Raw genomic sequence first — 22,018 nt, forward strand, 5'->3', positions numbered from 1 at the left:
CAGGCGGACAGGGCGGCTTCAACCGCGGCCCCGCAGGCGGACAGGGCGGCTTTAACCGCGCCCCTCAGGGCGGCTTTAACCGCCCCAACACCAACACCCCTCGTCCGGCGGCTACCCCCGCGGCCCCCGCTGAACCCAAGAAGGAAGGAGGAGCTGAATAATGCTTCTGCCCAAGAGAGTAAAATACCGTCGTGTGCACCGTGGCCGTATGACCGGCAAGGCATACCGCGGAAACACGATTACCTACGGTCAGTTCGGCCTCCAGGCCATGGAGCCCGGCTGGATCACCAGCAACCAGATTGAGGCGGCCCGTATCGCCATGACCCGTTACACCAAGCGTGGCGGTCAGGTCTGGATCAAGATTTTCCCCGACAAGCCCGTCACCAAGAAGCCCGCCGACACCCGCATGGGTTCCGGTAAAGGTTCCCCCGAGTTTTGGGTTGCAGTTGTGAAGCCCGGCCGTGTCATGTTTGAGATTGCCGGCGTTCCCGAAGAAACTGCCCGCGAGGCCCTGCGTCTGGCCAGCCACAAGCTGCCCATCAAGACGAAGCTGGTTATCCGCGAGGCTGCTTCGGAGGCTCAGGAAGCAGGTGAGTAAGATGAAGGCAAGTGAAGTTCGCAAGATGAATGCCGAGCAGCTCAACGAGAAGCTGACCGGCCTGAAGAAGGATCTGTTTTTCCTGCGTATGCAGCACGCCACCAACCAGCTTGACAATCCCCTGAAGATTCGGGAAACCAAGCACGACATTGCCAGAGTCAAAACCGTGTTGCGGGAGCTTCAGGCTTCCGGAAAGCAGTAAGGAGGTAAGTGAACATGAGTGAAATGGTGAGAACTTCCTCCCGGAAGACCAGAATCGGCAAGGTTGTGTCCGACAAGATGGACAAAACCGTGGTCGTGGCTATTGAGGACCGCGTGGCCCATCCCCTGTACAAGAAAATTGTCGGCCGCACCTACAAGCTGAAGGCCCACGACGAGGAAAACGCATGCGGCATCGGTGACAAGGTTAAGGTTATGGAGACCCGCCCCCTGAGCAAGGACAAGCGGTGGCGCGTGGTCGAGATTATTGAAAAAGCGAAGTAAGGAGGTGCCGAGTTATGATCCAACAGGAAAGCTATTTGAAGGTTGCCGATAATACCGGCGCCAAAGAGATCAAGTGCATCCGCGTTCTGGGCGGCTCCACCCGCAAGTTTGGCAACATCGGCGACGTTATTGTGGCGTCCGTCCGCAAGGCCCAGCCGGGTGGCACCGTGAAAAAGGGCGAGGTGGTCAAGGCCGTCATCGTTCGCAGCGCTAAGGGCGTCCGCCGCAACGACGGCACCTATGTCCGCTTCGACGATAACGCTGCCGTCCTCATTAAGGACGACCAGAACCCCAGAGGAACCCGTATCTTTGGGCCGGTTGCACGCGAGCTGCGCGACAAGGATTACATGAAGATCCTGTCCCTGGCTCCCGAAGTGATTTGAGGAGGACGCCTGATATGTCTATGAATATCAAAAAGGGCGACACCGTGGTCGTTCTCTCCGGCAAGGACCGGGGCAAGCAGGGCAAGGTTCTGGGCAGCGTGCCCAAGACCAGCCGGGTCGTGGTGGAAGGCATCAACATGGTGACCTGCCACGTGAAGCCCCGCAAGCAGGGCGAGACTGGCGGCATTGTCAAGCGCGAGGCGGCAATCGCCTCCTGCAAGGTGCAGGTGGTCTGCCCCAAGTGCAGCAAGGGCACCCGCGTTGCCCACAAGATTGAAAACGGCAAGAGCGTTCGCGTGTGCAAGCACTGCGGCGCCGCGCTGTGAGAAAGGGGAGTAGACGAACATGGCAAGACTGAAGGAAAAATACGGCGCCGAAGTCGCTCCCGCGCTCATGAAGCAGTTTGAATACAAGAGCGTCATGCAGATTCCCCGGATCGACAAGGTTGTCGTGAACGTGGGCTGCGGCGAGGCTCGGGAAAACGCCAAGGTTCTTGAGAACGTGGTGGGCGATCTGGCCCAGATTACCGGCCAGAAGCCCATCATCACCAAGGCGCGCAAGTCCATCGCGAACTTCAAGCTCCGCGAGGAAATGCCCATCGGCGCGAAGGTCACTCTCCGCGGCGCAAAGATGTGGGAATTTCTGGACCGGCTGTTCAACGTGGCTCTGCCCCGCGTCCGCGACTTTCAGGGCATCAATCCCAACTCCTTTGACGGCCGGGGCAACTACGCTCTGGGCATTCGGGAGCAGTTGATTTTCCCGGAAGTGGAGTACGATAAGATTGACAAGATCCGCGGCATGGATGTGGTTATCTGCACCACCGCAAAGACCGACGAAGAAGCCCGCGCCCTGCTGGAGCAGGTCGGCGCTCCCTTCGCCAAGTAAGGAAGGAAGAGAAGAATGGCTAAGAAGTCTATGATTTTGAAGCAGCAGGCTCCCGCGAAGTTCTCTTCCCGGAAGTACAACCGCTGCAAGCTCTGCGGCCGCCCCCATGCCTATCTCCGGGACTACGGCGTTTGCCGTATCTGCTTCCGTGAGCTGGCCTACAAGGGCGAGATTCCCGGCGTTCGGAAGGCGTCTTTCTAAGACCCGCCGATTTTACTTTTGTAGCTTGGGGCGAAAGCCCTGGTGAAAGGATGGCGAAAGGTCACTGTGAATCGGGCACCACGCGCGAGCGGACTGCTCCATTCATAGTGATACCTCGCTGCCTGAACGGTTTTTCCGAACCGTAACTCTAAAAACAGGAGGATTTATCCATGCATATCACAGATCCGGTTGCGGATATGCTCACCCGCATCCGCAACGCCAACAGCGCAAAGCACGACACCGTTGATGTCCCCGCCTCCAATATGAAGAAGAGCATTGCTCAGATTCTGCTGGACGAGGGCTATATCAAGAACTTCCAGATGGTGGAGGACGGCCTTCAGGGCGTGCTTCATATCACCTTGAAGTACAACGCCGGCAAGGAGAAGGTCATTACAGGTCTTCGCCGTGTCAGCAAGCCCGGCCTGCGCGTCTATGTGGGCGCTGATGAGCTGCCCCGCGTGCTTCGCGGCCTGGGCATCGCGATCATTTCCACGTCAAAGGGCATCATGACCGACAAGAAGGCCCGCGAGGGGCATGTCGGCGGAGAAGTCCTGGCGTTCGTCTGGTAAGGAGGGTACTGAATCATGTCTAGAATCGGCAGAATGCCCATTACCGTCCCCGCCGGCGTCACCGTCAACGTGGCAGAGGGTAATGTGGTCACCGTCAAGGGTCCCAAGGGCGAGCTTGCCCGGGCCCTGCGCCCCGAAATGATCATCAAGCAGGACGGCAACACGATCACCGTGGACCGTCCCTCCGAAGATAAGCAGCACAAGGCCCTGCACGGCCTGACCCGCACCCTGCTCCACAACATGGTGGAGGGCGTCGCCAATGAGTTCACCAAAGAGCTGGACGTCAATGGCGTGGGCTACCGTGTGGCCAAGGAGGGCAAGAACCTGGTGATGAACCTGGGTTTCTCCCATCAGGTGATCGTTTCCGAGATCGAGGGCATCACCATTGAGGTCCCCGCTCCCAATAAAATCATCGTGCGCGGCTGCGACAAGCAGGCTGTGGGCCAGTTTGCCGCCGAAATCCGCGAGAAGCGTCCCCCCGAGCCTTATAAGGGCAAGGGGATCAAGTATTCTGACGAGGTCATCCGCCGCAAGGTTGGTAAGACCGGCGCCAAGAAGTAAGGAGGTGTGCCGATATGATTAAGAAGCCGAATACAAATGCTCAGCGCCTGAAGCGTCACAAGAGGGTGCGTGCCAAGATCTCCGGCACCGCCGCTACCCCCCGCTTGAATGTCTTCCGCAGCGAGTCTAACATTTACGCCCAGATTATCGACGATGTGAAGGGCGAGACCTTGGCAGCCGCGTCTTCTTTGGATAAAGAGATTGCCGGTTACGGCGGCAACGCCGCCGCCGCCTCCGCCGTGGGCAAGCTCATTGCAGAGCGGGCCAAGGCGAAGGGGATCGAGAACGTGGTTTTCGACCGTGGCGGTTATCTGTACCATGGCCGTGTGCAGGCACTGGCCGAAGGCGCCCGCGAGGGCGGCCTGAAGTTTTGATCGGAGGAGGTAAACAACATGCCTAGATTTGAAAGAGAGCCCAGCGAATACGCAGAGAAGGTTGTTGCCCTCAACCGAGTTTCCAAAACCGTTAAGGGCGGCCGCGTGATGAAGTTCTCCGCCTTGGTGGTGGTGGGCGACCAGAAGGGAAAGGTCGGCTATGGCTTGGGTAAGGCCGCCGAAGTTCCCGAGGCCATCCGCAAGGGCCTGGAGTCTGCGAAGAAGAACATGATTACCGTGACCCTGGCCGGGTCCACCATTCCCCACGAGGTGATCGGCGCCTCCGGCGCCGGACGCGTGCTGATGAAGCCCGCCGCCCCTGGTACCGGCGTGATTGCCGGCGGCGCGGTCCGCGCTGTGGTGGAAGCTGCCGGAATTAAGGATATTCGTACCAAGTGCCTGCGCTCTAACAATGCCAACAATGTGGTCGCTGCCGCCTTCGAAGGACTGCGGTCCATGCGTGGGCCGGAAGAAGTGGCTCGTATCCGGGGCAAGAGCGTCAGCGAGATTGTGGGTTAAGGAGGGGCTTATTATGGCAAACTTGAATATTAAGCTCGTCAAGAGCCTAAACGGTCGTCTGGAAAAGCAGATTCTGACCGCCCATTCTCTGGGCCTGCGCAAAATCGGTGACATCACCGTGCAGCCCGACAACGACCAGACCCGCGGCAAGATCGCCAAGATCGGCTATCTGCTGCAGGTCGCCGAAGTGAAATAAGGAGGCACGGAAACATGAAACTCAACGAACTGTCTCCCGCCGAAGGCTCCGTCCAGCAGCCCTACCGCAAGGGCCGGGGCGCCGGCAGCGGCAACGGCAAGACCGGCGGCCGCGGCCATAAGGGCCAGAAGGCCCGTAGCGGCGGCAAGGTCCGCGTGGGCTTCGAAGGCGGCCAGATGCCTCTGGCGCGTCGCGTTCCCAAGCGCGGATTCAACAACATCTTTGCAAAGCCTCTGGAGATTATCAACCTCAGCGCGCTGAATCTGTTTGAAGACGGCGAGACCGTCACGGATCAGGTGCTGCTGGAAAAGGGGATCCTTTCCAAGTGCACCTATGGATTCAAGGTGCTGGGCAACGGCAAGGTCACGAAAAAAGTGACGGTGCAGGCCTCTGCCTTCTCCGCGTCTGCCAAGGAGGCAATCGAGGCAGCTGGCGGAAAGGCCGAGGTGAAGTAACGTGATCGCTACGATTCGCAAAGCATGGGATATTCCCGAGCTGCGGAAGAAGATCATTTTCACTTTGCTGATTTTGCTCATTTTCCGCATCGGTAACGCCATCACCGTTCCCTATGTGGACACGGCCACGCTGTCCAGCTATCTGAACAGCCAGACCACCACCATTTTGGGGCTGTATAACGTGATGAGCGGCGGGGCGTTTGCACAGGCAACTGTCTTCGCACTGAGCATCCAGCCCTATATCAACAGCTCTATTATCATTCAGTTGCTCACCGTGGCGATCCCCGCTCTGGAGCGGCTGGCCAAGGAGGGTGGCGAGGAAGGCCGGAAGAAGATTCAATCTATCACCCGGTATGCCACCGTGGCCATTGCCATTTTGCAGGCGTTCGGCTACTATATGATTATGAAGCGCTACGACATCCTTACCGATGCAGGCATCTGGCCCGCACTGGTCATTATCGTGTCCTTCATCGCCGGTTCCTCCTTCGTGATGTGGATGGGCGAGCAGGTCACCGAATTCGGCGTGGGTAACGGCATCTCCATCATCCTGTTCGCGGGCATTCTCTCCCGCGTTCCCAGCATGGTATCCGGGATGTACGAGGGCGTGATCACTTGGTCCGGCGTCCGCAGCGGAGCGCTGACGGAGCAGACGCTTCTCGATGCAGGCTACACGGCGACAAACGCAAAGTATATGCTGGAGCAGGCACTCGCTCCCTGGAGCGTGGTTCTGATTCTTGTGGGTATTCTGGCGCTGATTGTGTTCATTGTGTTTATCAACAGCGCTGAACGCCGTATCCCCGTCCAGTATGCCAAGCGGCAGGTGGGTCGGAAAATGTACGGCGGCCAGACCTCGACTCTTCCCATGAAGGTGAACATGTCCGGCGTGCTGCCCATCATCTTCGCACAGTCCATCGCTTCTCTGCCGGCTACTATCATGGCGTTTACCGGCGTGGGCGAGGAGGGAAGCTTCAGCTATGCGCTTTCCCAGTTCCTTGATACTAAGTCCGTCCTCTATATGGTGGTGTATTTCATCCTGATTATCGGTTTCAGCTATTTCTACTCCACCATTCAGTTCAATCCCGTGGAGATTGCCAACAACCTGAAAAGCAGGGCGGCTTTATCCCCGGCTTCCGTCCGGGCAAGCCCACGGTGGACTTCATTCGGAAGGTTTTGAACAAGGTGACGCTCTTTGGCGCAATTTATCTGGGCATCGTGGCCATGGTTCCCTTGCTGGCGGGTATGGTGATTAAACACTCCTCCCTGGGCATTGGCGGCACCTCGGTCATCATTATCGTGGGCGTGGCGCTGGAAACGGTGCGCGCGCTGGAGTCTCAGATGCTGATGCGCCAATATAAGGGCTTCCTGGAATAAGAAAGAGGCGAAATGGAATGAAACTGATCCTGTTGGGCGCACCCGGCGCCGGAAAAGGGACACAGGCTGAAATTCTGTGCAAGGAATTTTCCATTCCCACGATTTCAACCGGAAGCATCCTCCGCGCGGCCGTGAAAAACGGCACGCCCACCGGCCTGAAGGCAAAATCTTTCATGGACGCGGGCAAGCTGGTCCCTGATGAGGTCATCATCGGCGTCATCTCGGACCGGCTGGCGGAGCCGGACTGCGCAAACGGCTACATTCTGGACGGGGTGCCCCGCACCATCGCTCAGGCCGAGGCGCTGGAGAAGGCCGGTATTTACTTTGACCACGTAATTTCCATCGAAATCTCTGATGAGGAGATTGAGAAGCGCATGGCGGGCCGACGGGTGTGCGAACAGTGCAGCGCCAGCTTTCACGTGGTGGCGGTTCCCCCCAAGCAGGAGGGAATCTGCGACAAGTGCGGCGGAAAGCTGAGCCGTCGGCACGACGACGACCCCGAGGTTGTGGAACAGCGCCTCGTGGTCTATCACAAGGAGACAGAACCGCTGAAGGACTTTTACAGGTCCCGGGGCGTTCTGGAATATGTGGAGAACCAGCCCACCGTGGCTGGAACCTCTCAGGCAATCCTCCACGCGTTGGGGAAATGAGGATGAAATGATTATTCTCAAATCCCCGGAGGAGATCGACTTGATGCGCCGAGCGGGAAAACTTACCGCGGCTGCCCGTGCCTTGGCAGGGGAAATGGTAAAGCCCGGCGTTACAACCCAGGAGATCAACGACGAAGTGGAGCGATTTATCCGAAAGAATCATGCGGTGCCGTCCTTCCTGCACTATCAGGGCTATCCGGCCTCCGTCTGCATCAGCGTCAACGACGAGATTATCCACGGCATCCCCGGAAAACGGGTGCTGCTGGAGGGTGACATTGTCAGCGTGGATGTGGGCGCGTATATCGGCGGATTTCATGGGGACTGCGCGGCAACCTTTGCCTGCGGAACCGTTTCCAAGGAGGCTCAGGATCTGATCGACGTGACCAGACAGAGCTTTTTCGAGGGAATCAAGCAGGCGCGTCAAGGCAACCGCACCGGAGATATCTCCGCAGCGGTGCAGGCTTATGCGGAAGCTCACGGATACGGAATTGTGCGGGAATTCGTCGGCCACGGGGTCGGCGCGGATATGCACGAGTCCCCGGAGATTCCGAACTATGGTCATCCCGGACGGGGCCCCAGGCTTCTTGCGGGAATGACGATCGCGGTTGAACCCATGGTGAACGCCGGGTCCGCCTCCATTTATCAGATGAGCGATGGCTGGACTGTCCGCACTGCGGACGGGAAGAACGCCGCCCACTATGAGAACACGATCCTGATTACCGACGGCGAGCCGGAAATTTTGACGGCTCCTGCAATTTGAGAGAGTGCTTATGGAGATCGCAAAGTCGAATATTGTTCAGTCCAGCGCCGGCAGGGACCGGGGAAAGCTTTTCTGCGTGATGAGCGTGGAAGGGGAGTATCTGCTGCTGGCGGATGGGAAATCACGGAGGGTAGAGTCGCCCAAGCGCAAAAAGCGCAGACATGTGCTGTTTGTCGCCGCTGACGACACCCGCCTTTCCACAAAAATTAAAGGCGAAGAAAAAGTCACGAACAGCGAGCTTCGCAGAGCCCTCGCGGAATACCGCGGGGAGGTTCATCCGGACCAGGAGGGATAAGGCTTGGCAAAATCCGATATGATCGAAGTAGAGGGCGTTGTGGTTGAATCCATGCCCAACACCACGTTTAAGGTGGACATCGGCAATGGACATACAATCCTAGCGCACATCTCCGGGAAACTCAGAATGAATTTCATCAGGATCCTGCCTGGCGACAAGGTCACGGTGGAAATGTCACCATACGACCTGACCCGGGGCCGGATCACCTGGCGTACAAAGTAACGAACACACTGCCTACGCCGCTTTGTGCGGCTGGGAACAAAAGCTGAAAGGAATGGTTAGACATGAAGGTAAGACCGTCCGTGAAGCCCATGTGCGAAAAGTGTAAGGTCATTCGCCGCAAAGGCCGTGTCATGGTTATTTGCGAGAACCCCAAGCACAAGCAGAGACAGGGCTAATTAAAAATGGAGGTGCTTTAAGAGTATGGCACGTATCGCCGGCATTGACCTGCCGAAGGATAAGCGGATCGAAATCGGACTGACTTATATCTACGGAATCGGCAGAAAGAGCGCCAAGGACATCCTGGCGCAGACGGGCATCAACCCCGATACCCGCGTGAAGGATCTGACAGACGCCGAGGAGCAGCAGCTCCGCGACGCCATTGAGGCTTATTCCGTGGAAGGCGACCTGCGTCGCCAGACCGCGCTGGACATCAAGCGCTTGACGGAGATTGGCTGCTATCGCGGCCTGCGTCACCGCAGAGGCCTGCCTGTCCGTGGACAGCGCAGCAAGACCAATGCTCGCACCCGCAAAGGTCCCAAGAAGACCATTGCGAACAAGAAGAAGTAAGGAGGGAGAACGAAAATGGCTAAGACAGCAAGTTCCGGTGGAAAGAAAGTCGTCCGCCGCCGTCGTGAGAAAAAGCACATCGAGCGTGGCCAGGTCCATATCCGCTCTTCCTTCAACAACACCATGGTGACTGTTACCGACTCCCAGGGCAACGCGCTCTCCTGGGCTTCCTCCGGTGGCCTCGGCTTCCGGGGCAGCAAGAAGTCCACGCCCTTTGCGGCGCAGACCGCAGCGGAGACTGCCGCTCGCGCCGCCATGGAGCACGGACTGAAGACCGTCGAGGTTTTCGTGAAGGGACCCGGTCAGGGCCGTGAGGCCGCTATCCGGGCGCTGCAGGCCGTGGGTCTGGAAGTGACGATGATTAAGGACGTCACTCCCATTCCTCACAACGGCTGCCGTCCCCCGAAGCGTCGCCGTGTCTGATTTGAAGGAGGTAAAGCTTTATGGCTAAGAATATGCAGCCCATTGCTAAGCGCTGCAAGACTCTGGGCATTTCTCCTGCCGTGATGGGTTACGCCAAGAAGGAAACCAAGCGTAATCCCGGCGGCCAGATGAGAAAGAAGAAGAGCGAGTATGCGACTCAGATGAACGAGAAGCAGAAAGTCAAGTTTATTTACGGGATTCTGGAAAAGCAGTTCCATAGCTACTATGAAAAGGCCGTGGCCACTCCGGGCAAGACCGGCGACAATCTGCTGATTCTGGTGGAGCGTCGGTTGGACAACGTGGTTTACCGCATGGGCTTTGCCATGACTCGCCGTGAGGCCCGTCAGTTGGTGAACCACGGGCACTTCATTATCAACGGCAAGAAGGTCAACATTCCTTCTTATCTGGTCAAGGCGGGAGACGTGATTGAGGTTGCGGAATCCAGCCGCTCCTCCGCAGCGTTCAAGCGCCTTGTGGGCGAGAACGCCGTGATGTTCCTGCTGCCTTCGTGGCTGGAGCGCGAGAAGAATACGCTGAAGGGCACTGTGGTGCGGATGCCCGCCCGCGAGGACATCGATCTTCCCATCGAGGAACACCTCATCGTCGAGCTGTACTCCAAGTAATCGGAGGACACCCTCGAAGATGACAGGAACCGAACGCGGCCTGCCTTTGGGCTTTGCCGCAATGAGAAGATGAAGGAGGGTAACTGCATGATCGAAATCGAAAAGCCCCAGATCGAGTGTATCGAAGCTCCCGGCGACGTGACCTACGGCAAGTATGTGGTGGAGCCGTTGGAGCGGGGCTATGGCACCACGCTGGGCAATGCGCTTCGCCGCATTATGCTGTCCTCTCTGCCCGGCACCGCTGCGACCTCCATCAAGATCGCCGGCGTTCAGCACGAGTTTTCCACTGTCCCCGGCGTCAAGGAAGATGTGACGGAGATTGTCCTGAATGTAAAGGGCCTCCTCACCAAGCTCCACGGCGAAAGCGGGAAGACGGTCTATGTAGAGGCTGTCGGCCCCTGCGAGGTCACCGCCGGCGATATCAAGGCCGACGGCGAGGTGGAGATTCTCAACCCCGAATTGCATATCGCTTCGCTGGACAGCGGCGCGACGCTGAATATGGAAATCACACTGTCTCACGGCCGGGGCTATGTCTCTGCCGACAAGAACAAGCATGCAATGAGCCAGCAGGTCATCGGCGTGATTCCCATTGATTCGATCTATACCCCGGTGTACAAGGTCAACTATACTGTGGAGCCCACCCGCGTGGGCACGTCCAGCGATTTTGACAAGCTGACGCTGGAGGTCTGGACCGACGGCACCATCTCCGCAAGGGACGCCGTGTCCCTTGGCGCCAAGATTCTGTGCGACCACTTCACGCTCTTCACCGACCTCTCGGAGAACGTGGGCAGCAAGCCCACGGTGGTGGAGAAGGGAGAGGCCCAGCGGGATAAGGTGCTGGAGATGACCATTGAGGAGCTGGACCTGAGCGTGCGCAGCTTTAACTGCCTCAAGCGCGCCAACATCAACACCGTGGAGGACCTGATTTCCAAGACCGAGGACGAGATGATGAAGGTTCGCAATCTGGGCCGTAAGTCGCTGGAGGAAGTAATCAATAAGCTGGCGATGATGGGTCTGGCTTTGGCAGACGAAGAGAATAATTGACTGAAAGCCCGGTGGGAGACTGCCGGGAGAGAAAATTCCCGATAAGGAGGAATACCGAAATGCCCGGAACCCGTAAACTCGGTAAAACAACGGACCAGCGCAGGGCGATGCTTCGCCAGCAGGTCACCGATTTCCTGGACAAAGGCGCTATGGAGACCACCGTCACCCGCGCCAAGGAGATCAAGCCCCTGGCCGAGAAGATGATCACCCTGGGGAAGAAGAATGATCTGGCTGCCTATCGGCAGGCTATGACCTTCATTACCCGCGAGGATGTTTGCAAGAAGATCTTCAAGGAGATCGCCCCCGGCTATGCGGAGCGCAACGGTGGTTACACCCGCGTGATCCGCACCGGCATTCGCCGCGGAGACGCCGCGGAGACGGCCATTATCGAGCTGGTAAAGTAAATAATCTTGAAAGCGCCCCTGCCGACTGGCAGGGGCGCTTTTTTAGATGCAAATTTTTCGGAAGGAAAAGAAACGTGTTTTCATAAAAAAGTGTGCTAACAGAGACATCCCGCTTATGTAGCGGGAAAGCGACCATTCTGTGCGCTTTCTCAATCTGCAGCGAATTATAGCGGCCTAATGAAGAAGGTTTCCAGAAAAGCGCATTACAGCGAGGTAAAATCGCACAGATCGTGCATTCGTGGGTTAAGCTGTAAGCGCAGAAAATTTTAATTCTTTAGAAATCTGCTCCGTAGAAGGGCAATCTCTCGCCCGTAACCAGCCACGTCCTCCTGCGGAGTTTCCAGATAAAAGGGCAGGTTCCGCAGCTTGGGATGATTGATGATAGCGATGAACGCGTCAAGACCGAGACTGCCCTCTCCGATACGGGCGTGGCGGTCCTTGTGACTGGCAAAGGGATTCTTACTGTCGTTCAGATGGATGGCTTGCAGGCGGTCAAGTCCCACCGCACTTTCAAACGCATCCAGCACGCCGTCCAGATCGTGTACCAAATCGTACCCGGCGTCGTAAACGTGACAGGTATCCAGACACACGCCCAGAAGCTCGCGGTGCTCGACCCGGTCCATGATAGCCCGCAGCTCCTCAAAGCTGCGGCCCACCTCGCTGCCCTTTCCGGACATGGTTTCAAGCAGCACCCGGGCGGTCTGCCCAGGCTGCAGAACAGCGTTCAATGTTTCGGCAATCAGCGCAATTCCCGCCTCAGTCCCTTGCTTCACATGGCTTCCGGGGTGAAAGTTATACAAGGCACCGGGAAAATGCTCCAGACGGGCCAAATCGTCCGCCATGGTGTTTCTGGCAAATTCCCGGATATTGGGGTCGGCGGCGCAGCAATTCAGGGTGTAGGGCGCGTGGGCCAGAAGGGGAAAAATACCGTGCTCTTCCGCAAAGGCGCGGTAGGCGGCAATATCGTCCATGTCCAGCGCCTTGGCCGCGCCGCCCCGGGGATTGCGGGTAAAAAATTGAAAGGTGGAGGCGCCGATTTCCGCCGCCGTTTTCCCCATGGCGAGAAAGCCTTTAGAAGAGGAGAGGTGACATCCGATGTTCAGCATAAAAATCCTTTCGTCAAAGAGAGGTTACAGCGAAATCCGGTTCTCCGCCATCATAGGCCGCAGGCCGCGTACCCGGGACAGGGCCGCAAGGAGAATACCTCCCAGTACATAGCAGACTGCCGCCTCGCCAAGACCCAGTGTCAGGGCGTTATATGCCAGCGCGGCGGGAAACGCATCGGTAAAGCCGGCTTGTTGGAAGGAGATGACTGCGCCCACGATGACCGCGTTGCACAACACCGGCGGCAGGGGGGCCAGCCATTTGTTGGGGGCCTTCATAGTAAGGATTGCGGCCAAAAGCGTTGCAAGGGAGCCGAAAACAATGTCCAGCGCACCGTAGGGAGACAGGAGATTTGCAACGAGGCACCCCACAAACAGGCCCGGCGCGGCGGCGGGAAACAGGAAGGGCAGGACGCACAGTGCCTCGGAAAAGCGAAACTGCACCGGCCCGTAAGCCACGCCGAAGATGGCTGCAAAGTAGCTGAGGACGGCGTACAGCGCCCCCACGATCCCGGCGAAGGCAATTTGCTGTACGGTGAAGCGTGATTTGGACATGAAAAAAGACCTCCTTTTAAATTCGGAGGCCGTCACAAAGCACGCGGCGCGCAAATGCGCGTAACCCCCATTTTTTTGTTTAGAGAACGGCAAAGATTTTGCCGAACGAACGCCGTATCCGACGCTTGGACAGGGAGATGGCACCTGTCGATTGGAAGTATAGCACAGCCTGTGCACAAAAGTCAAGGGGCCGCCAACAGGCGGCCCCTTGCGATGTTCATTTATGAATCAGACACCACGAGACAATACAGATCGGTAGTTTTGTCGGTGTTGATCCGCAGCTCCGGCTCTACGTCCAGTTCCTCCAGAATGGCTGTCAACTCATCCAGTGTCATTGCGTAACCGGTTCCGGCACCGCCGTCTTCGTCGGAGTAGGGCTGGCTCTCCCGGTCCTCCAAAAGCGCGCTCAGGCGCTCGCCGGCAGGAAGGAAAACCACTCCGGCAAACACGGTGTCTTCCTCCGAAGCGCCGCCGTCCCCATTGGTCTGGTGGGTCATGAGGAAGGAGGGCGGAGCCTGCTGCTCGGAGGGGGCCGCGCTGTCAGGGGAAGGGGAATCGTACATCTCAGAGAGCTGAGGGGAGGAAGCGGTGTAGCTCCGGGTCATCGTATCCTCGTCGGAGGGCGCGTCATAGGACTCGTTTTCCTCTTGGGTAGGAAGTAACTCCTCGCTTTCCGCCGCGCTGCTCTCCGATTCAGCCTTGAAAGCCGCGCCGCCCCCCGCCATGGCGGTCATAGGCGCGCTGCCCGAAAAGTTTTCAAAGGGTAGTACCCGCACGGCGGCGATTACAAGAGCGGCGCAGGCCGCCAGAGACGCAACCGTTTTCAGGCCGCGGTGGGTTTTTTTCCGGGGTGCAGCGTTTGCCCGGATGACGGCCATCACACCGTCGGCAAAGCCGGCGGGGACCTCTGTCTCCTCCACGTCTCCAAATGCGGCTCGGATGGCAAAAGCGTCTGAGACATAAGCCGCGCAGGCGGGGCAGGCGGCAAGATGCTCCCGCACGGTTCCGGCTTCCTGCTCCGACAGCTCCCCGTCTACAAAGGAATCCAAAAGGGGTGCATATTGTTCGCAAATTTTCATATTATCGCCCCTCCTTCTCTGCATTCTTGGACGGAGCGGCGGGTGAAAAGTTCCCGGTTTCCGTTAAAAATTCACAAAGCCGTTTTCGCCCCCGGTTAATCCGGGACTTCACGGTGCCCAAATCCACGTCCAGCGCGCTGGAAATCTCCTGATAGCTCAGTTGATGCAACTCCCGTAGCACCAGCACCGCCCGATAGTCGTCCGGCAGGTTTTTCAGCCCGGAGCGGATGGCCTCCCGCAGTTCAGACTGTTCCGCCTCCTCGTGGGGGGTGAGCCGGTCGTCGGGGATGTTCAGGCTCAGCTCTCCGTCGTCCAAAGAGACGGCCCGCTGCCGCTTTTCCCTCCGCAGAAGATCCACCGACGCGTTGGAGGTCAGACGGTACAGCCACGTTGAAAAGCTGGACTCCCCCCGGAAGAAGGGCAGGCTTTGCCACGCGGAGAGCAATGCCTCCTGTGCCGCCTCCTGCGCGTCTGCCGGGTTGCCGCACATCCGCAGCGCCAGCGAATAAACTCGCTTTTCGTAGCGGAGAACCAGCGTTTCAAAGGCGTCTGCGTCGCCCGCCCGTGCGTCTTTTACCAGTTGTTGTTCCGGTATGTCATTCATTTCAGATCCCTTTTGATCCCTTTCGTCACAGTATAAACGTCCTCCAGTGTGTTCATGCGGACGATCTGCTCCTTGTAATATCCAGCGTGGGGAATCCCCTTTAAGTACCAGCAATAGTGCCGCCGGGCCTCCAGCACAGCCGTTCGCTCGCCCCGGGCCGCGGCAGAAAGCTCAATCTGGCGCACCACGGTGTCGCACCGTTCTTCCAGTGGCGGCAGGGGCGGCAATGGAAGCCCCTCCAAAAGCGCCTTCGCTTGTGTAAACAGCCACGGATTTCCAAAGCAGCCTCGCCCGATCATAGCCATACCCGCGCCAGTTCGCTCTAAAATACGCACCGCGTCCTCGGGCTTGAAAATATCGCCATTGGCAATGACCGGGACGTTCACGGCCTCCTTGACCTCCCTGATGGAGATCCAGTCTGCCTGCCCGCCGTACATCTGCACACGGGTGCGTCCGTGGACCGCGATTGCGGAAATACCCGCCTGTTCCAAAAGTTTTGCAACTTCCACTGCGTTCAGATTTCCCATGTCCCAGCCCCGGCGAATTTTCGCCGTCACCGGCACGGGGCTGGACCGCACCACCGCCTCGGCAATCCGGGCGGCTTTTTCCGGGTCCTTCATCAAAGCCGAGCCGTCTCCGTTTTTCACGACCTTCCCCACGGGACAGCCCATGTTGATGTCTACCACGTCAGCCCCGGACAGCTCCGCCGCAATCTGCGCCGCCTCCGCCATGCAGGCGGGGTCGCTGCCGAAAATCTGAACGGCAAAGGGCCGCTCGCCGGGAAAGGGGGCCAGCAGGCCTTGCGTTTTTTTGTCGCCATAGCACAGGGCCTTGGAGGAAATCAACTCCGTACAGGTATAGCCCGCTCCGTTTTCCGCACAAATCTGGCGGAAGGCGGCGTCCGTCACTCCCGCCATGGGGGCAAGGGCCAGCATAGATGGAATTTCCACTGTTCCTATTTTCAAAAAATAAGCTCCTTTGCGGGCCGGGGCCCAGATTGCCAATTCTTACGAAGACACCCCAAGCAGGGGCGCAATATACTTTCTTAGTCTATCACAACTCGAATCAAATGAAAAGAGGGAACCTGCCCCTTTCCCGGTCCGGGCCGGAAAACTCTCCAAAATCCGCCGGGGATGGCGGCGGCAAACCAAAAACTTTTGAACTCTCTCTTTTACCGACGGCATTTTTAAATGTTGTTATGTAAAATAATGGAAAACCAACGAGGGAGGGGACAAGCCTGATGCACGGGCAGATCACTTTGGACAACGCACGGGCGGTGCGTTTTTTAAACGGCGGCGTGCGCTTTTTTTTGGCGGCGGCGCTGACTGCGGCCCAGATTACGGGGGGGAGCGCGCCCTTTGCGCTGGGCTTTACGGCGGCCTGCGGCGCGGGAATCAACGGAATGTGCGCTCTGGCTGGGGCGGTTGTGGGTGCGCTGGTGTTTCTGGAGTTTTCGGCGGGACTTGCCCACATTGCTGTGGCAATTCTGGTGTATACGGCGGCGGCGGCCTTTCGGGGCATGAAGCTTACGGACAGGCCTTTGTTCACGCCTCTGGTGGCCTCTGGAATGACGCTGGCGGTGGAGGGCATCTATGTGGCGCAGTCCCTCTCGCCGTTGGCCAGGCTTACGCCGTGTCTGCTGACCACCGTGCTGGTGGGTGTCTCCGCCCGGTGCTGTGCACCGCTGCTGCGGGGCGGAGAGGAAACAAAAAAGTCCGAGTCTCTGGAATTTCTGGCGGTGACGCTGCTGCTTGCGTTTTCCGATGTGGCTCCCGGGGGAATCTCTCTGGGGCGGACGGTCATCGCCTGTCTGGTGCTGTTTACCGCATGGCAGAAGGGCGCATCCGCAGGAACAGTCACCGGCGTGTGGGCCGGACTTCTGGCGGACCTGTGCGCAGGGGGGAACGCGCCGGTCTTCACTGCCGCGTATGGCTTTGCTGGAATGGCAGCGGGCCTGCGGACGGGGCGAAGCCGCATCTCCGCCGGGGCGCTTTGGCTGCTGGCGGCACTGACGGCGCTTGCCCCTGTGACGCAGGAGCAGGGACTTTCCGCTATCGGGGAGGCGGCGCTGGCGATTCCGCTTTTTTTACTGGTTCCTCCAAAACTTTTGGGCGGCAAGCGGGTCAAGCAGACCGCCCATCAGGAAGCCAGTGCGCTGCCTACTCTCCGGGAGCGGCTGGATCGGGCCGCGTCGGCCTTCCGGGACTTATACGACAGCATGGGCCGGGGGCCCATCCAGTCCGCAGAGGAAAATCCCGCAATTGTGTTTGACCGGGCGGCGGAGCGGGTCTGCCGTGGCTGCGCCCTGTGCGATTTGTGCTGGAAAAAGGAGTACGGCGCGACCTACAACGCTTTAAACGACGCCACGCCCTATCTTCTGGAGCGGGGACGGTCGCTGGCAAAGGACTTTCCAAACCACTTTTCCTCTCGCTGCATCCACCTGCCGGAATTTCTGGGAGCGATCAATGTGGAGCTGTCAGCCTATCTTCTGCGCAAGCAGTACCGACGCAGAATGGAAGAGACTCGGCAGGACGCAAAGGGGCAGTATGCCCGGCTCAGCGACCTGTTGGCAGCCACGGCGGCAAATCTGGAAGCGGTTCCCACGTCGGTGGGGGTTCGCCACCGGTATCAACTGGGCGCGGCCATTAAGCCTAAGCAGGGGGAGGTTTCCTGCGGCGATACGCTGGCTTCCTTTGAAACGGACAACGGCCTGCTGTGTCTGCTTTTGTCCGATGGCATGGGCAGCGGCGAGGCGGCCCGGCGGGAATCCGCCCTGACCTGCCGGCTGCTGCGCCAGTTTTTAGAAGCGGGTGTGGAAGCTGAGGCTGCGCTGAACACCATGAATGCTGCCATGGCCCTTCGTGGGCAGGAAACGGGAAGCTTTTCCACCATCGACCTTTTGACGTTGCAGTTGGAAAGCGGGGAAGCCGCCATTTACAAATACGGCGCGGCGCCCTCCTATATCAAGCGTTTCGGAAGAGTGCGCCGTATCACCGGCGCGGCGCTGCCCGCGGGCCTGAAAACGTCTCCGGCGGGGCCGGATGTGACCCGTCTGCGGCTGGAGCCGGAGAGCTTTGCTGTTCTTATCAGCGACGGGGCGGCGGACAGCAACCACGACGAGTGGCTTCAAAATCTACTGGCGGGCTGGAGCGGGACGGACCCGCAGCAGCTTGCAAATTTGATTCTGCGGGAAGCAGAAAAGCAAAACGGTCTTGTGGACGACTGCGGCGTTCAGGTGCTGTACCTGCCGTCCGAAGGACTGAAAGAAGTGTAAGGCAAATCCAAAGGCGATTATAAAATTTTTGAGACGACAGGGCCGCGGGATTTTTAAATTCCGCGGCCTTGGTTTGTTTGAAAATTTTTCCTATAAAAGTCAAGCTGAAAATCTTTTCCTCGGCGGGGTATAAAAATTTCCCCGCAGTGCCAAAATGAGACTGGATTATATGCCGTTCCGGTTTGCGGAACCGACAGAAAAAAAGGAGTGGATCAGGATGGTCAAGGGCATTTCCCGGCGGGTAGTGGTTGTGGACTCGCCGGACAGACGATACTTTGAGCAGGCAATTTTTATTGTGCGCAACGATGCGGCGGGAGAGGGCGTTTCCTCCCGGGAGTTGGTGGAGGAGGCCCGCCGGGTGGCGCAGGAATACGCGGGCGGCTCGGGCCTGAAAAAGCGGCTTAACCAGATTCCTCCGGTGCTGTGGTCCCTGACCGGCGCGGGGGCCTGTGGGCTGGCGTGGCTGCTGGTATCGGTGCTATAAGGAAATAAAATAAGACGGTACGCTTTCAAAGAAAGAAAGCGCACCGCTTTATTTGTGCGGCGCGGCGGAATATCCGCCGCGCCGCTCTCCGGTCCAAAAAAAACTGCGAACCGCTTAAAAATTCAAGAATGGGGAACCAAGGGCTGCACCGTAAAGCTCAGCGTTGCCGGAGAGTGGGGATATTGCCGGGAAAAGGCCCGCACGATCCGGTCGCAGACCATGCAGCTATTTTCATAGTTGGCCTGCGGCAGCATCAGTATGTACTGGGAAACGCTGCACCGGGCCACCACGTCGCCCCGGCGAAGATTTCCCACAATCACGTCCTGCAAATTGTCCATGCAGCAGTCCAAACTGCGGCGGGACAAGGGCTTCGACTCGCAGCCTGCGGCGGAAATCAAGGCAATGTGCACCGCGGCTCCGCTGCGGGCCACGGACCGGGCCTCTGCCTGATAAATAATGCGGAAAAAATCATAGTCACACAGAAGAGCCCCTCTGACGCTGCCGGGCTCGTCCAACTGCTCCCGCAAAAGCCCCAGATTTACAGACCGCTCGTTGACGGTGCGGGCAGCCTCGCGATAGATGGCCCTGCTTTCGTCGGCGGGCATAATGCCAAAATTTGTAAAGAGCAGATCGCTCATGCGTTCATAGGTTTTAATCACGCTTTGCTGGTCGCCCAATGCAAGCTGCGCCTGCATCAGAAATTGATACACTTCCTCGTCGTAAGGCTCCACAAGGATCGCCCGCCCGCACAAAGCCACAATGTCGGCTTGACGCGCCTGCTCCTGCAAGAGGGGGAGAACGGAGCGCAGCGTTCTGAGATAGAGATTGTGAAAATAGGTGCTCTGCGGGACAATCCAGGATTCGGAGGACAGCTTGGGCAGAAAATCGCCCTGATAAAGCTCCAAAGCCTCCAGATACAGCTTAAGCTGGGCCTGTTCGTCCGGCTGGGCCGAAGCGGTCTGGCACAAGACTTCAAATTCCTCTACGTCCACGGAGACGGAAATTTCGTCGTTCCAGGCATAGCTGCCGCCACGGCGGATGATCAGCGTGTGCCCTGCGCCGTCGCTCAACCCGTCCAGCATGGTGCGAACCCGGTGAAACATGGTTTTCAAAGCGTTCACGGGGTTCACGGTTCCCTCGTCGCCCCACAGCAGGCTGAACAGCTCGCTTTGCGAAACAGGACGGTTTCGACAGCAGATCATATATGCCAGCAGCAGCCACACCTTCCGGGACCGGTTGTCGCTGTCTGTGATCTCCCGGCCGCTCCAAAGCAGCGAGAAGCCTCCCAGCATTTGAATTTTCAAAATGGAAGACTGCTGACTTGTCAAGCAGGACGCCCCCTGTCAGTTCAAATCCGGTATACGCGCTGCGGCGCAGCGCCCGATACACCAGACTATAACATATCTCCCCTTTTTTTGCAACTGTTACATTTTCAAAAAAGCCGTCCGCAGAAGCTTCAGAGGCCGGAGTAGGCCGCGCCGGAACGCAGTGAGCCGCCTGACTTTTTCAGCACGCCGGCCATAGGTGGTCCGGATATAATATGGGAAAAGAGCAAGCAATTCTGCGGGACGGAGGGGTGCATTCCTTACGGTGGTTACGACGGAGACTTCGCGTCGGCGGAGTGAAGACGCAGCCGGGGCAGCAGCTTGGGGGCAAGAACGCCCACCACAATAATTTTTACCATGTCGCCGGGAAGGAACGGAATCATCCCCGCCATCAGGACCGCTCCCAAATTCATTCCCTTGCCCATGTACACGTTCAGAATGAACGCCATATAGGGCAGGCCCACCGCGTATAAAACCGCCAGCCCCGCCAGAGCAGCAGGGACCACCCGCTTCATGGACCGTCCATCCCCCGCGAGTGTTCCGATGACCCATGCGGCGGGAATCAGTCCCAGCAAAAAGCCGCAGGTGGGATAGAGAAAGTATCCCAGTCCGCCGCCGGAGGTAAAGATGGGCAGGCCTGCCAGCCCCAGCGCCACGTAAACAAGCTGGCTCAGCGCCCCGTATTTTGCCCCTAGCAGCACGCCTGCCAAAGCGGTAAAGAAAAATTGCAGCGTGATGGAGGAATAGAGAAACGGAATCTTGATGAACGCGCCCACGGCGGTCAGCGCCGCGAACAGGGCGCAGAGAATCAGTGCTATTGTTTTCATGAGGGCCTCCTGTTGTAAACTTGATTTTTATTTATGGTTTACAGAGAGAATAGCACATTTTTCAAGAATGTCAACTTATTTTTTGAAGTGGTTTACAACTCCGGGCGGTTTACAAACAGAGTGCAACGTGGTATGCTGACAGGGAATTTATAAGAGGAGGCGGACCTGATGAGCCGTCAAAAAATATTGGAGCTGCTGAGGAGCCGCCCGGGGGACTATTTTTCCGGTGAAGAGGCCGCCGAGCGGCTGGGAATGAGCCGGGCCGCGGTCTGGAAGGCGGTGGACGCCCTGCGAAAGGAGGGCTATACCGTGGAGGCGAGGACGGGGCTGGGCTACCGGCTCCTTTTTGCGCCGGACGCGCTGACGGAAAAGGAAATCCGGGGCTTTCTGGGCGAGACGGAGCTGGTGGGACGGGAGCTGGTGTGTCTGGACAGCGTGGATTCCACCAATACGTATCTGAAAAAGCAGGCTCTTTCCGGCGCAGAGGAGGGCACCGTGGTGACAGCGGATTGCCAGACGGGGGGGCGGGGGCGGATGGACCGTCCGTTTCAAAACCCCGGAGGGAAGCTGGTGGCACTGTCTGTGCTGCTGCGGCCCCGCGGGGTACCGCTTGGGCGGCTTGGCTGCGTCACCGCCCAGACCGCCGTGGCGCTGTGCGGCGCGGTAGAGGAGGTCTGCGGGATTCGCCCGGGCATCAAGTGGACCAACGATCTGGTCATCGGGCGGAAGAAGCTCTGCGGTATCCTGACGGAGATGGCGCTGGAGGGGGAGAGCGGCAACCTGCAATATCTTGTCATCGGCATGGGAATTAACGTCCACCAGACGGCGGAGGATTTTGGCCCGGAACTTCGGGAAATCGCCGTGTCGCTGGACATGGCGCTAGGAAAGTCCGTGTCCCGCCCCGCGTTGGCGGCAGCGGAAATCCGGGCGCTGGACCGGCTGTACCGAGACATCCTTCGGGGAGATACCGACCGGTATCTGGACGCTTATCGGCGGGACTGCGTAACATTAGGGAAGCCCGTGCAGCTCCTATCATCCGACGGCGGGCGGGAAACGGCTCAGGCGCTGGATATTGACGACGAGTTCGGCCTTATGGTGGAGCTGGAGGACGGAACGCGAAAGACCGTCCGCACCGGAGAGGTATCCGTCCGGGGGATGTACGGCTATGTGGACTGAGGGGTTCC

General features: G+C 58.3%; 34 protein-coding genes and 1 pseudogene. 28 read left to right on the top strand and 7 right to left on the bottom strand.

Going from position 1 to position 22,018, the window contains the following annotated elements; translation table 11 throughout:
* Positions 1–160: 160 nt before the first annotated feature.
* From rplP to rplQ, 24 genes and pseudogenes are all read left to right on the top strand, one after another.
* Positions 161–598, top strand: coding sequence for a 50S ribosomal protein L16 (rplP, locus tag RTU96_RS02815; protein WP_312634839.1), 438 nt, complete (start codon positions 161–163; stop codon positions 596–598).
* A 1-nt stretch (position 599) separates the two neighbouring features.
* Positions 600–800, top strand: a complete 201-nt coding sequence (rpmC, locus tag RTU96_RS02820) for a 50S ribosomal protein L29 (RefSeq protein WP_293007381.1) — start codon at positions 600–602, stop codon at positions 798–800.
* 23 nt (positions 801–823) lie between these two features.
* Positions 824–1,081: a 30S ribosomal protein S17 gene (gene rpsQ, locus RTU96_RS02825; protein WP_041615533.1), complete on the top strand. Its 258-nt coding sequence runs from the start codon at positions 824–826 to the stop codon at positions 1,079–1,081.
* Positions 1,082–1,095: 14 nt separating this feature from the next.
* Positions 1,096–1,464: a 50S ribosomal protein L14 gene (gene rplN / locus RTU96_RS02830; protein WP_040663505.1), complete on the top strand. Its 369-nt coding sequence runs from the start codon at positions 1,096–1,098 to the stop codon at positions 1,462–1,464.
* A 14-nt stretch (positions 1,465–1,478) separates the two neighbouring features.
* Entirely contained in the window at positions 1,479–1,790 is a 312-nt protein-coding gene (gene rplX, locus RTU96_RS02835) for a 50S ribosomal protein L24 (RefSeq protein WP_293007387.1), read from the top strand.
* A 19-nt stretch (positions 1,791–1,809) separates the two neighbouring features.
* On the top strand, positions 1,810–2,349 hold the full coding sequence (gene rplE, locus RTU96_RS02840; RefSeq protein ID WP_293007389.1) for a 50S ribosomal protein L5: 540 nt from the start codon (positions 1,810–1,812) through the stop codon (positions 2,347–2,349).
* Positions 2,350–2,364: 15 nt separating this feature from the next.
* Complete coding sequence (locus RTU96_RS02845; protein ID WP_091127912.1) at positions 2,365–2,550, top strand: type Z 30S ribosomal protein S14; 186 nt, start codon at positions 2,365–2,367, stop codon at positions 2,548–2,550.
* A 170-nt stretch (positions 2,551–2,720) separates the two neighbouring features.
* Positions 2,721–3,119, top strand: coding sequence for a 30S ribosomal protein S8 (rpsH, locus tag RTU96_RS02850; RefSeq protein ID WP_293007395.1), 399 nt, complete (start codon positions 2,721–2,723; stop codon positions 3,117–3,119).
* Between the two features lie 15 nt (positions 3,120–3,134).
* Positions 3,135–3,680, top strand: a complete 546-nt coding sequence (rplF, locus tag RTU96_RS02855) for a 50S ribosomal protein L6 (RefSeq protein ID WP_294856677.1) — start codon at positions 3,135–3,137, stop codon at positions 3,678–3,680.
* A gap of 14 nt (positions 3,681–3,694) precedes the next feature.
* Entirely contained in the window at positions 3,695–4,054 is a 360-nt protein-coding gene (rplR, locus tag RTU96_RS02860; protein ID WP_293007399.1) for a 50S ribosomal protein L18, read from the top strand.
* Between the two features lie 18 nt (positions 4,055–4,072).
* On the top strand, positions 4,073–4,573 hold the full coding sequence (gene rpsE, locus RTU96_RS02865) for a 30S ribosomal protein S5 (protein WP_293007401.1): 501 nt from the start codon (positions 4,073–4,075) through the stop codon (positions 4,571–4,573).
* 13 nt (positions 4,574–4,586) lie between these two features.
* A complete protein-coding gene (rpmD, locus tag RTU96_RS02870) occupies positions 4,587–4,769 on the top strand; it encodes a 50S ribosomal protein L30 (RefSeq protein ID WP_040663522.1) in 183 nt (60 codons plus the stop codon).
* A gap of 14 nt (positions 4,770–4,783) precedes the next feature.
* Complete coding sequence (rplO, locus tag RTU96_RS02875; protein ID WP_293007404.1) at positions 4,784–5,224, top strand: 50S ribosomal protein L15; 441 nt, start codon at positions 4,784–4,786, stop codon at positions 5,222–5,224.
* A 1-nt stretch (position 5,225) separates the two neighbouring features.
* A pseudogene (secY, locus tag RTU96_RS02880) lies at positions 5,226–6,595 on the top strand (preprotein translocase subunit SecY).
* Between the two features lie 17 nt (positions 6,596–6,612).
* Positions 6,613–7,245, top strand: coding sequence for an adenylate kinase (locus RTU96_RS02885; RefSeq protein WP_294856672.1), 633 nt, complete (start codon positions 6,613–6,615; stop codon positions 7,243–7,245).
* 7 nt (positions 7,246–7,252) lie between these two features.
* The gene (gene map / locus RTU96_RS02890) at positions 7,253–8,005 is read left to right on the top strand and encodes a type I methionyl aminopeptidase (protein ID WP_294856671.1); all 753 of its coding nucleotides are present in this window, start codon (positions 7,253–7,255) and stop codon (positions 8,003–8,005) included.
* Between the two features lie 10 nt (positions 8,006–8,015).
* A complete protein-coding gene (locus RTU96_RS02895; RefSeq protein ID WP_294856670.1) occupies positions 8,016–8,300 on the top strand; it encodes a KOW domain-containing RNA-binding protein in 285 nt (94 codons plus the stop codon).
* A gap of 3 nt (positions 8,301–8,303) precedes the next feature.
* Complete coding sequence (infA, locus tag RTU96_RS02900) at positions 8,304–8,522, top strand: translation initiation factor IF-1 (RefSeq protein ID WP_014116881.1); 219 nt, start codon at positions 8,304–8,306, stop codon at positions 8,520–8,522.
* A 62-nt stretch (positions 8,523–8,584) separates the two neighbouring features.
* On the top strand, positions 8,585–8,698 hold the full coding sequence (gene rpmJ / locus RTU96_RS02905) for a 50S ribosomal protein L36 (RefSeq protein ID WP_014116882.1): 114 nt from the start codon (positions 8,585–8,587) through the stop codon (positions 8,696–8,698).
* A 25-nt stretch (positions 8,699–8,723) separates the two neighbouring features.
* Complete coding sequence (rpsM, locus tag RTU96_RS02910) at positions 8,724–9,089, top strand: 30S ribosomal protein S13 (protein WP_293009145.1); 366 nt, start codon at positions 8,724–8,726, stop codon at positions 9,087–9,089.
* A gap of 15 nt (positions 9,090–9,104) precedes the next feature.
* Complete coding sequence (rpsK, locus tag RTU96_RS02915) at positions 9,105–9,512, top strand: 30S ribosomal protein S11 (RefSeq protein ID WP_293009143.1); 408 nt, start codon at positions 9,105–9,107, stop codon at positions 9,510–9,512.
* Positions 9,513–9,532: 20 nt separating this feature from the next.
* Positions 9,533–10,135: a 30S ribosomal protein S4 gene (gene rpsD, locus RTU96_RS02920; RefSeq protein WP_312634843.1), complete on the top strand. Its 603-nt coding sequence runs from the start codon at positions 9,533–9,535 to the stop codon at positions 10,133–10,135.
* Positions 10,136–10,222: 87 nt separating this feature from the next.
* Positions 10,223–11,179, top strand: a complete 957-nt coding sequence (locus tag RTU96_RS02925; RefSeq protein WP_312612230.1) for a DNA-directed RNA polymerase subunit alpha — start codon at positions 10,223–10,225, stop codon at positions 11,177–11,179.
* Between the two features lie 59 nt (positions 11,180–11,238).
* Positions 11,239–11,583, top strand: a complete 345-nt coding sequence (rplQ, locus tag RTU96_RS02930) for a 50S ribosomal protein L17 (protein WP_294856667.1) — start codon at positions 11,239–11,241, stop codon at positions 11,581–11,583.
* Positions 11,584–11,849: 266 nt separating this feature from the next.
* Here the strand turns inward: rplQ and RTU96_RS02935 are convergent, their stop codons facing one another.
* The 5 genes from RTU96_RS02935 to dusB all read right to left on the bottom strand — a co-directional run bounded on the left by RTU96_RS02935 (position 11,850) and on the right by dusB (position 15,889).
* On the bottom strand, positions 11,850–12,689 hold the full coding sequence (locus RTU96_RS02935) for a deoxyribonuclease IV (protein WP_312634845.1): 840 nt from the start codon (positions 12,687–12,689) through the stop codon (positions 11,850–11,852).
* 24 nt (positions 12,690–12,713) lie between these two features.
* On the bottom strand, positions 12,714–13,241 hold the full coding sequence (locus RTU96_RS02940; RefSeq protein WP_312634847.1) for a QueT transporter family protein: 528 nt from the start codon (positions 13,239–13,241) through the stop codon (positions 12,714–12,716).
* Positions 13,242–13,462: 221 nt separating this feature from the next.
* Positions 13,463–14,320, bottom strand: coding sequence for a zf-HC2 domain-containing protein (locus RTU96_RS02945; protein ID WP_312634848.1), 858 nt, complete (start codon positions 14,318–14,320; stop codon positions 13,463–13,465).
* A 1-nt stretch (position 14,321) separates the two neighbouring features.
* A complete protein-coding gene (locus tag RTU96_RS02950; protein WP_312634849.1) occupies positions 14,322–14,924 on the bottom strand; it encodes a sigma-70 family RNA polymerase sigma factor in 603 nt (200 codons plus the stop codon).
* A complete protein-coding gene (dusB, locus tag RTU96_RS02955) occupies positions 14,921–15,889 on the bottom strand; it encodes a tRNA dihydrouridine synthase DusB (RefSeq protein WP_312634850.1) in 969 nt (322 codons plus the stop codon). The genes RTU96_RS02950 and dusB overlap by 4 nt, the downstream gene beginning before the upstream one ends.
* Positions 15,890–15,921: 32 nt before the next feature.
* On the opposite strand from dusB, the gene RTU96_RS02960 reads away from it, so the two are divergent.
* The 3 genes from RTU96_RS02960 (at position 15,922) to RTU96_RS02970 (ending at position 18,682) form a co-directional block, all read left to right on the top strand.
* Positions 15,922–16,128 (top strand): hypothetical protein, encoded by a 207-nt coding sequence (locus tag RTU96_RS02960; protein WP_312634852.1) that lies wholly within the window; start codon positions 15,922–15,924, stop codon positions 16,126–16,128.
* Positions 16,129–16,164: 36 nt separating this feature from the next.
* A complete protein-coding gene (locus RTU96_RS02965) occupies positions 16,165–18,198 on the top strand; it encodes a SpoIIE family protein phosphatase (protein ID WP_312634854.1) in 2,034 nt (677 codons plus the stop codon).
* Positions 18,199–18,415: 217 nt separating this feature from the next.
* On the top strand, positions 18,416–18,682 hold the full coding sequence (locus tag RTU96_RS02970) for a hypothetical protein (RefSeq protein WP_293008006.1): 267 nt from the start codon (positions 18,416–18,418) through the stop codon (positions 18,680–18,682).
* A gap of 122 nt (positions 18,683–18,804) precedes the next feature.
* Here the strand turns inward: RTU96_RS02970 and RTU96_RS02975 are convergent, their stop codons facing one another.
* Both RTU96_RS02975 and RTU96_RS02980 read right to left on the bottom strand, forming a co-directional pair.
* The gene (locus RTU96_RS02975) at positions 18,805–20,010 is read right to left on the bottom strand and encodes a BTAD domain-containing putative transcriptional regulator (protein ID WP_312634855.1); all 1,206 of its coding nucleotides are present in this window, start codon (positions 20,008–20,010) and stop codon (positions 18,805–18,807) included.
* Positions 20,011–20,276: 266 nt separating this feature from the next.
* On the bottom strand, positions 20,277–20,834 hold the full coding sequence (locus RTU96_RS02980; protein ID WP_312634856.1) for a biotin transporter BioY: 558 nt from the start codon (positions 20,832–20,834) through the stop codon (positions 20,277–20,279).
* A 168-nt stretch (positions 20,835–21,002) separates the two neighbouring features.
* Here RTU96_RS02980 and RTU96_RS02985 point away from each other — a divergent pair, with 168 nt between their 5' ends.
* Positions 21,003–22,010, top strand: a complete 1,008-nt coding sequence (locus RTU96_RS02985; protein WP_312634857.1) for a biotin--[acetyl-CoA-carboxylase] ligase — start codon at positions 21,003–21,005, stop codon at positions 22,008–22,010.
* The last annotated feature ends 8 nt before the right edge of the window (positions 22,011–22,018 follow it).

The sequence above is a fragment of the Oscillibacter sp. genome (assembly GCF_032018205.1).
In the GTDB taxonomy this organism is placed as follows: domain Bacteria; phylum Bacillota; class Clostridia; order Oscillospirales; family Oscillospiraceae; genus Oscillibacter.

What these genes read in the sequence shown, in the direction of transcription:
- rplP (WP_312634839.1), top strand. Translation starts at nt 161, where the DNA reads ATGCTTCTGCCCAAGAGAGTAAAATACCGTCGTGTGCACCGTGGCCGT.
- rpmC (WP_293007381.1), top strand. Translation starts at nt 600, where the DNA reads ATGAAGGCAAGTGAAGTTCGCAAGATGAATGCCGAGCAGCTCAACGAG.
- rpsQ (WP_041615533.1), top strand. Translation starts at nt 824, where the DNA reads ATGGTGAGAACTTCCTCCCGGAAGACCAGAATCGGCAAGGTTGTGTCC.
- rplN (WP_040663505.1), top strand. Translation starts at nt 1,096, where the DNA reads ATGATCCAACAGGAAAGCTATTTGAAGGTTGCCGATAATACCGGCGCC.
- rplX (WP_293007387.1), top strand. Translation starts at nt 1,479, where the DNA reads ATGTCTATGAATATCAAAAAGGGCGACACCGTGGTCGTTCTCTCCGGC.
- rplE (WP_293007389.1), top strand. Translation starts at nt 1,810, where the DNA reads ATGGCAAGACTGAAGGAAAAATACGGCGCCGAAGTCGCTCCCGCGCTC.
- RTU96_RS02845 (WP_091127912.1), top strand. Translation starts at nt 2,365, where the DNA reads ATGGCTAAGAAGTCTATGATTTTGAAGCAGCAGGCTCCCGCGAAGTTC.
- rpsH (WP_293007395.1), top strand. Translation starts at nt 2,721, where the DNA reads ATGCATATCACAGATCCGGTTGCGGATATGCTCACCCGCATCCGCAAC.
- rplF (WP_294856677.1), top strand. Translation starts at nt 3,135, where the DNA reads ATGTCTAGAATCGGCAGAATGCCCATTACCGTCCCCGCCGGCGTCACC.
- rplR (WP_293007399.1), top strand. Translation starts at nt 3,695, where the DNA reads ATGATTAAGAAGCCGAATACAAATGCTCAGCGCCTGAAGCGTCACAAG.
- rpsE (WP_293007401.1), top strand. Translation starts at nt 4,073, where the DNA reads ATGCCTAGATTTGAAAGAGAGCCCAGCGAATACGCAGAGAAGGTTGTT.
- rpmD (WP_040663522.1), top strand. Translation starts at nt 4,587, where the DNA reads ATGGCAAACTTGAATATTAAGCTCGTCAAGAGCCTAAACGGTCGTCTG.
- rplO (WP_293007404.1), top strand. Translation starts at nt 4,784, where the DNA reads ATGAAACTCAACGAACTGTCTCCCGCCGAAGGCTCCGTCCAGCAGCCC.
- RTU96_RS02885 (WP_294856672.1), top strand. Translation starts at nt 6,613, where the DNA reads ATGAAACTGATCCTGTTGGGCGCACCCGGCGCCGGAAAAGGGACACAG.
- map (WP_294856671.1), top strand. Translation starts at nt 7,253, where the DNA reads ATGATTATTCTCAAATCCCCGGAGGAGATCGACTTGATGCGCCGAGCG.
- RTU96_RS02895 (WP_294856670.1), top strand. Translation starts at nt 8,016, where the DNA reads ATGGAGATCGCAAAGTCGAATATTGTTCAGTCCAGCGCCGGCAGGGAC.
- rpmJ (WP_014116882.1), top strand. Translation starts at nt 8,585, where the DNA reads ATGAAGGTAAGACCGTCCGTGAAGCCCATGTGCGAAAAGTGTAAGGTC.
- rpsM (WP_293009145.1), top strand. Translation starts at nt 8,724, where the DNA reads ATGGCACGTATCGCCGGCATTGACCTGCCGAAGGATAAGCGGATCGAA.
- rpsK (WP_293009143.1), top strand. Translation starts at nt 9,105, where the DNA reads ATGGCTAAGACAGCAAGTTCCGGTGGAAAGAAAGTCGTCCGCCGCCGT.
- rpsD (WP_312634843.1), top strand. Translation starts at nt 9,533, where the DNA reads ATGGCTAAGAATATGCAGCCCATTGCTAAGCGCTGCAAGACTCTGGGC.
- RTU96_RS02925 (WP_312612230.1), top strand. Translation starts at nt 10,223, where the DNA reads ATGATCGAAATCGAAAAGCCCCAGATCGAGTGTATCGAAGCTCCCGGC.
- rplQ (WP_294856667.1), top strand. Translation starts at nt 11,239, where the DNA reads ATGCCCGGAACCCGTAAACTCGGTAAAACAACGGACCAGCGCAGGGCG.
- RTU96_RS02935 (WP_312634845.1), bottom strand. Translation starts at nt 12,689, where the DNA reads ATGCTGAACATCGGATGTCACCTCTCCTCTTCTAAAGGCTTTCTCGCC.
- RTU96_RS02940 (WP_312634847.1), bottom strand. Translation starts at nt 13,241, where the DNA reads ATGTCCAAATCACGCTTCACCGTACAGCAAATTGCCTTCGCCGGGATC.
- RTU96_RS02945 (WP_312634848.1), bottom strand. Translation starts at nt 14,320, where the DNA reads ATGAAAATTTGCGAACAATATGCACCCCTTTTGGATTCCTTTGTAGAC.
- RTU96_RS02950 (WP_312634849.1), bottom strand. Translation starts at nt 14,924, where the DNA reads ATGAATGACATACCGGAACAACAACTGGTAAAAGACGCACGGGCGGGC.
- RTU96_RS02965 (WP_312634854.1), top strand. Translation starts at nt 16,165, where the DNA reads ATGCACGGGCAGATCACTTTGGACAACGCACGGGCGGTGCGTTTTTTA.
- RTU96_RS02970 (WP_293008006.1), top strand. Translation starts at nt 18,416, where the DNA reads ATGGTCAAGGGCATTTCCCGGCGGGTAGTGGTTGTGGACTCGCCGGAC.
- RTU96_RS02980 (WP_312634856.1), bottom strand. Translation starts at nt 20,834, where the DNA reads ATGAAAACAATAGCACTGATTCTCTGCGCCCTGTTCGCGGCGCTGACC.
- RTU96_RS02985 (WP_312634857.1), top strand. Translation starts at nt 21,003, where the DNA reads ATGAGCCGTCAAAAAATATTGGAGCTGCTGAGGAGCCGCCCGGGGGAC.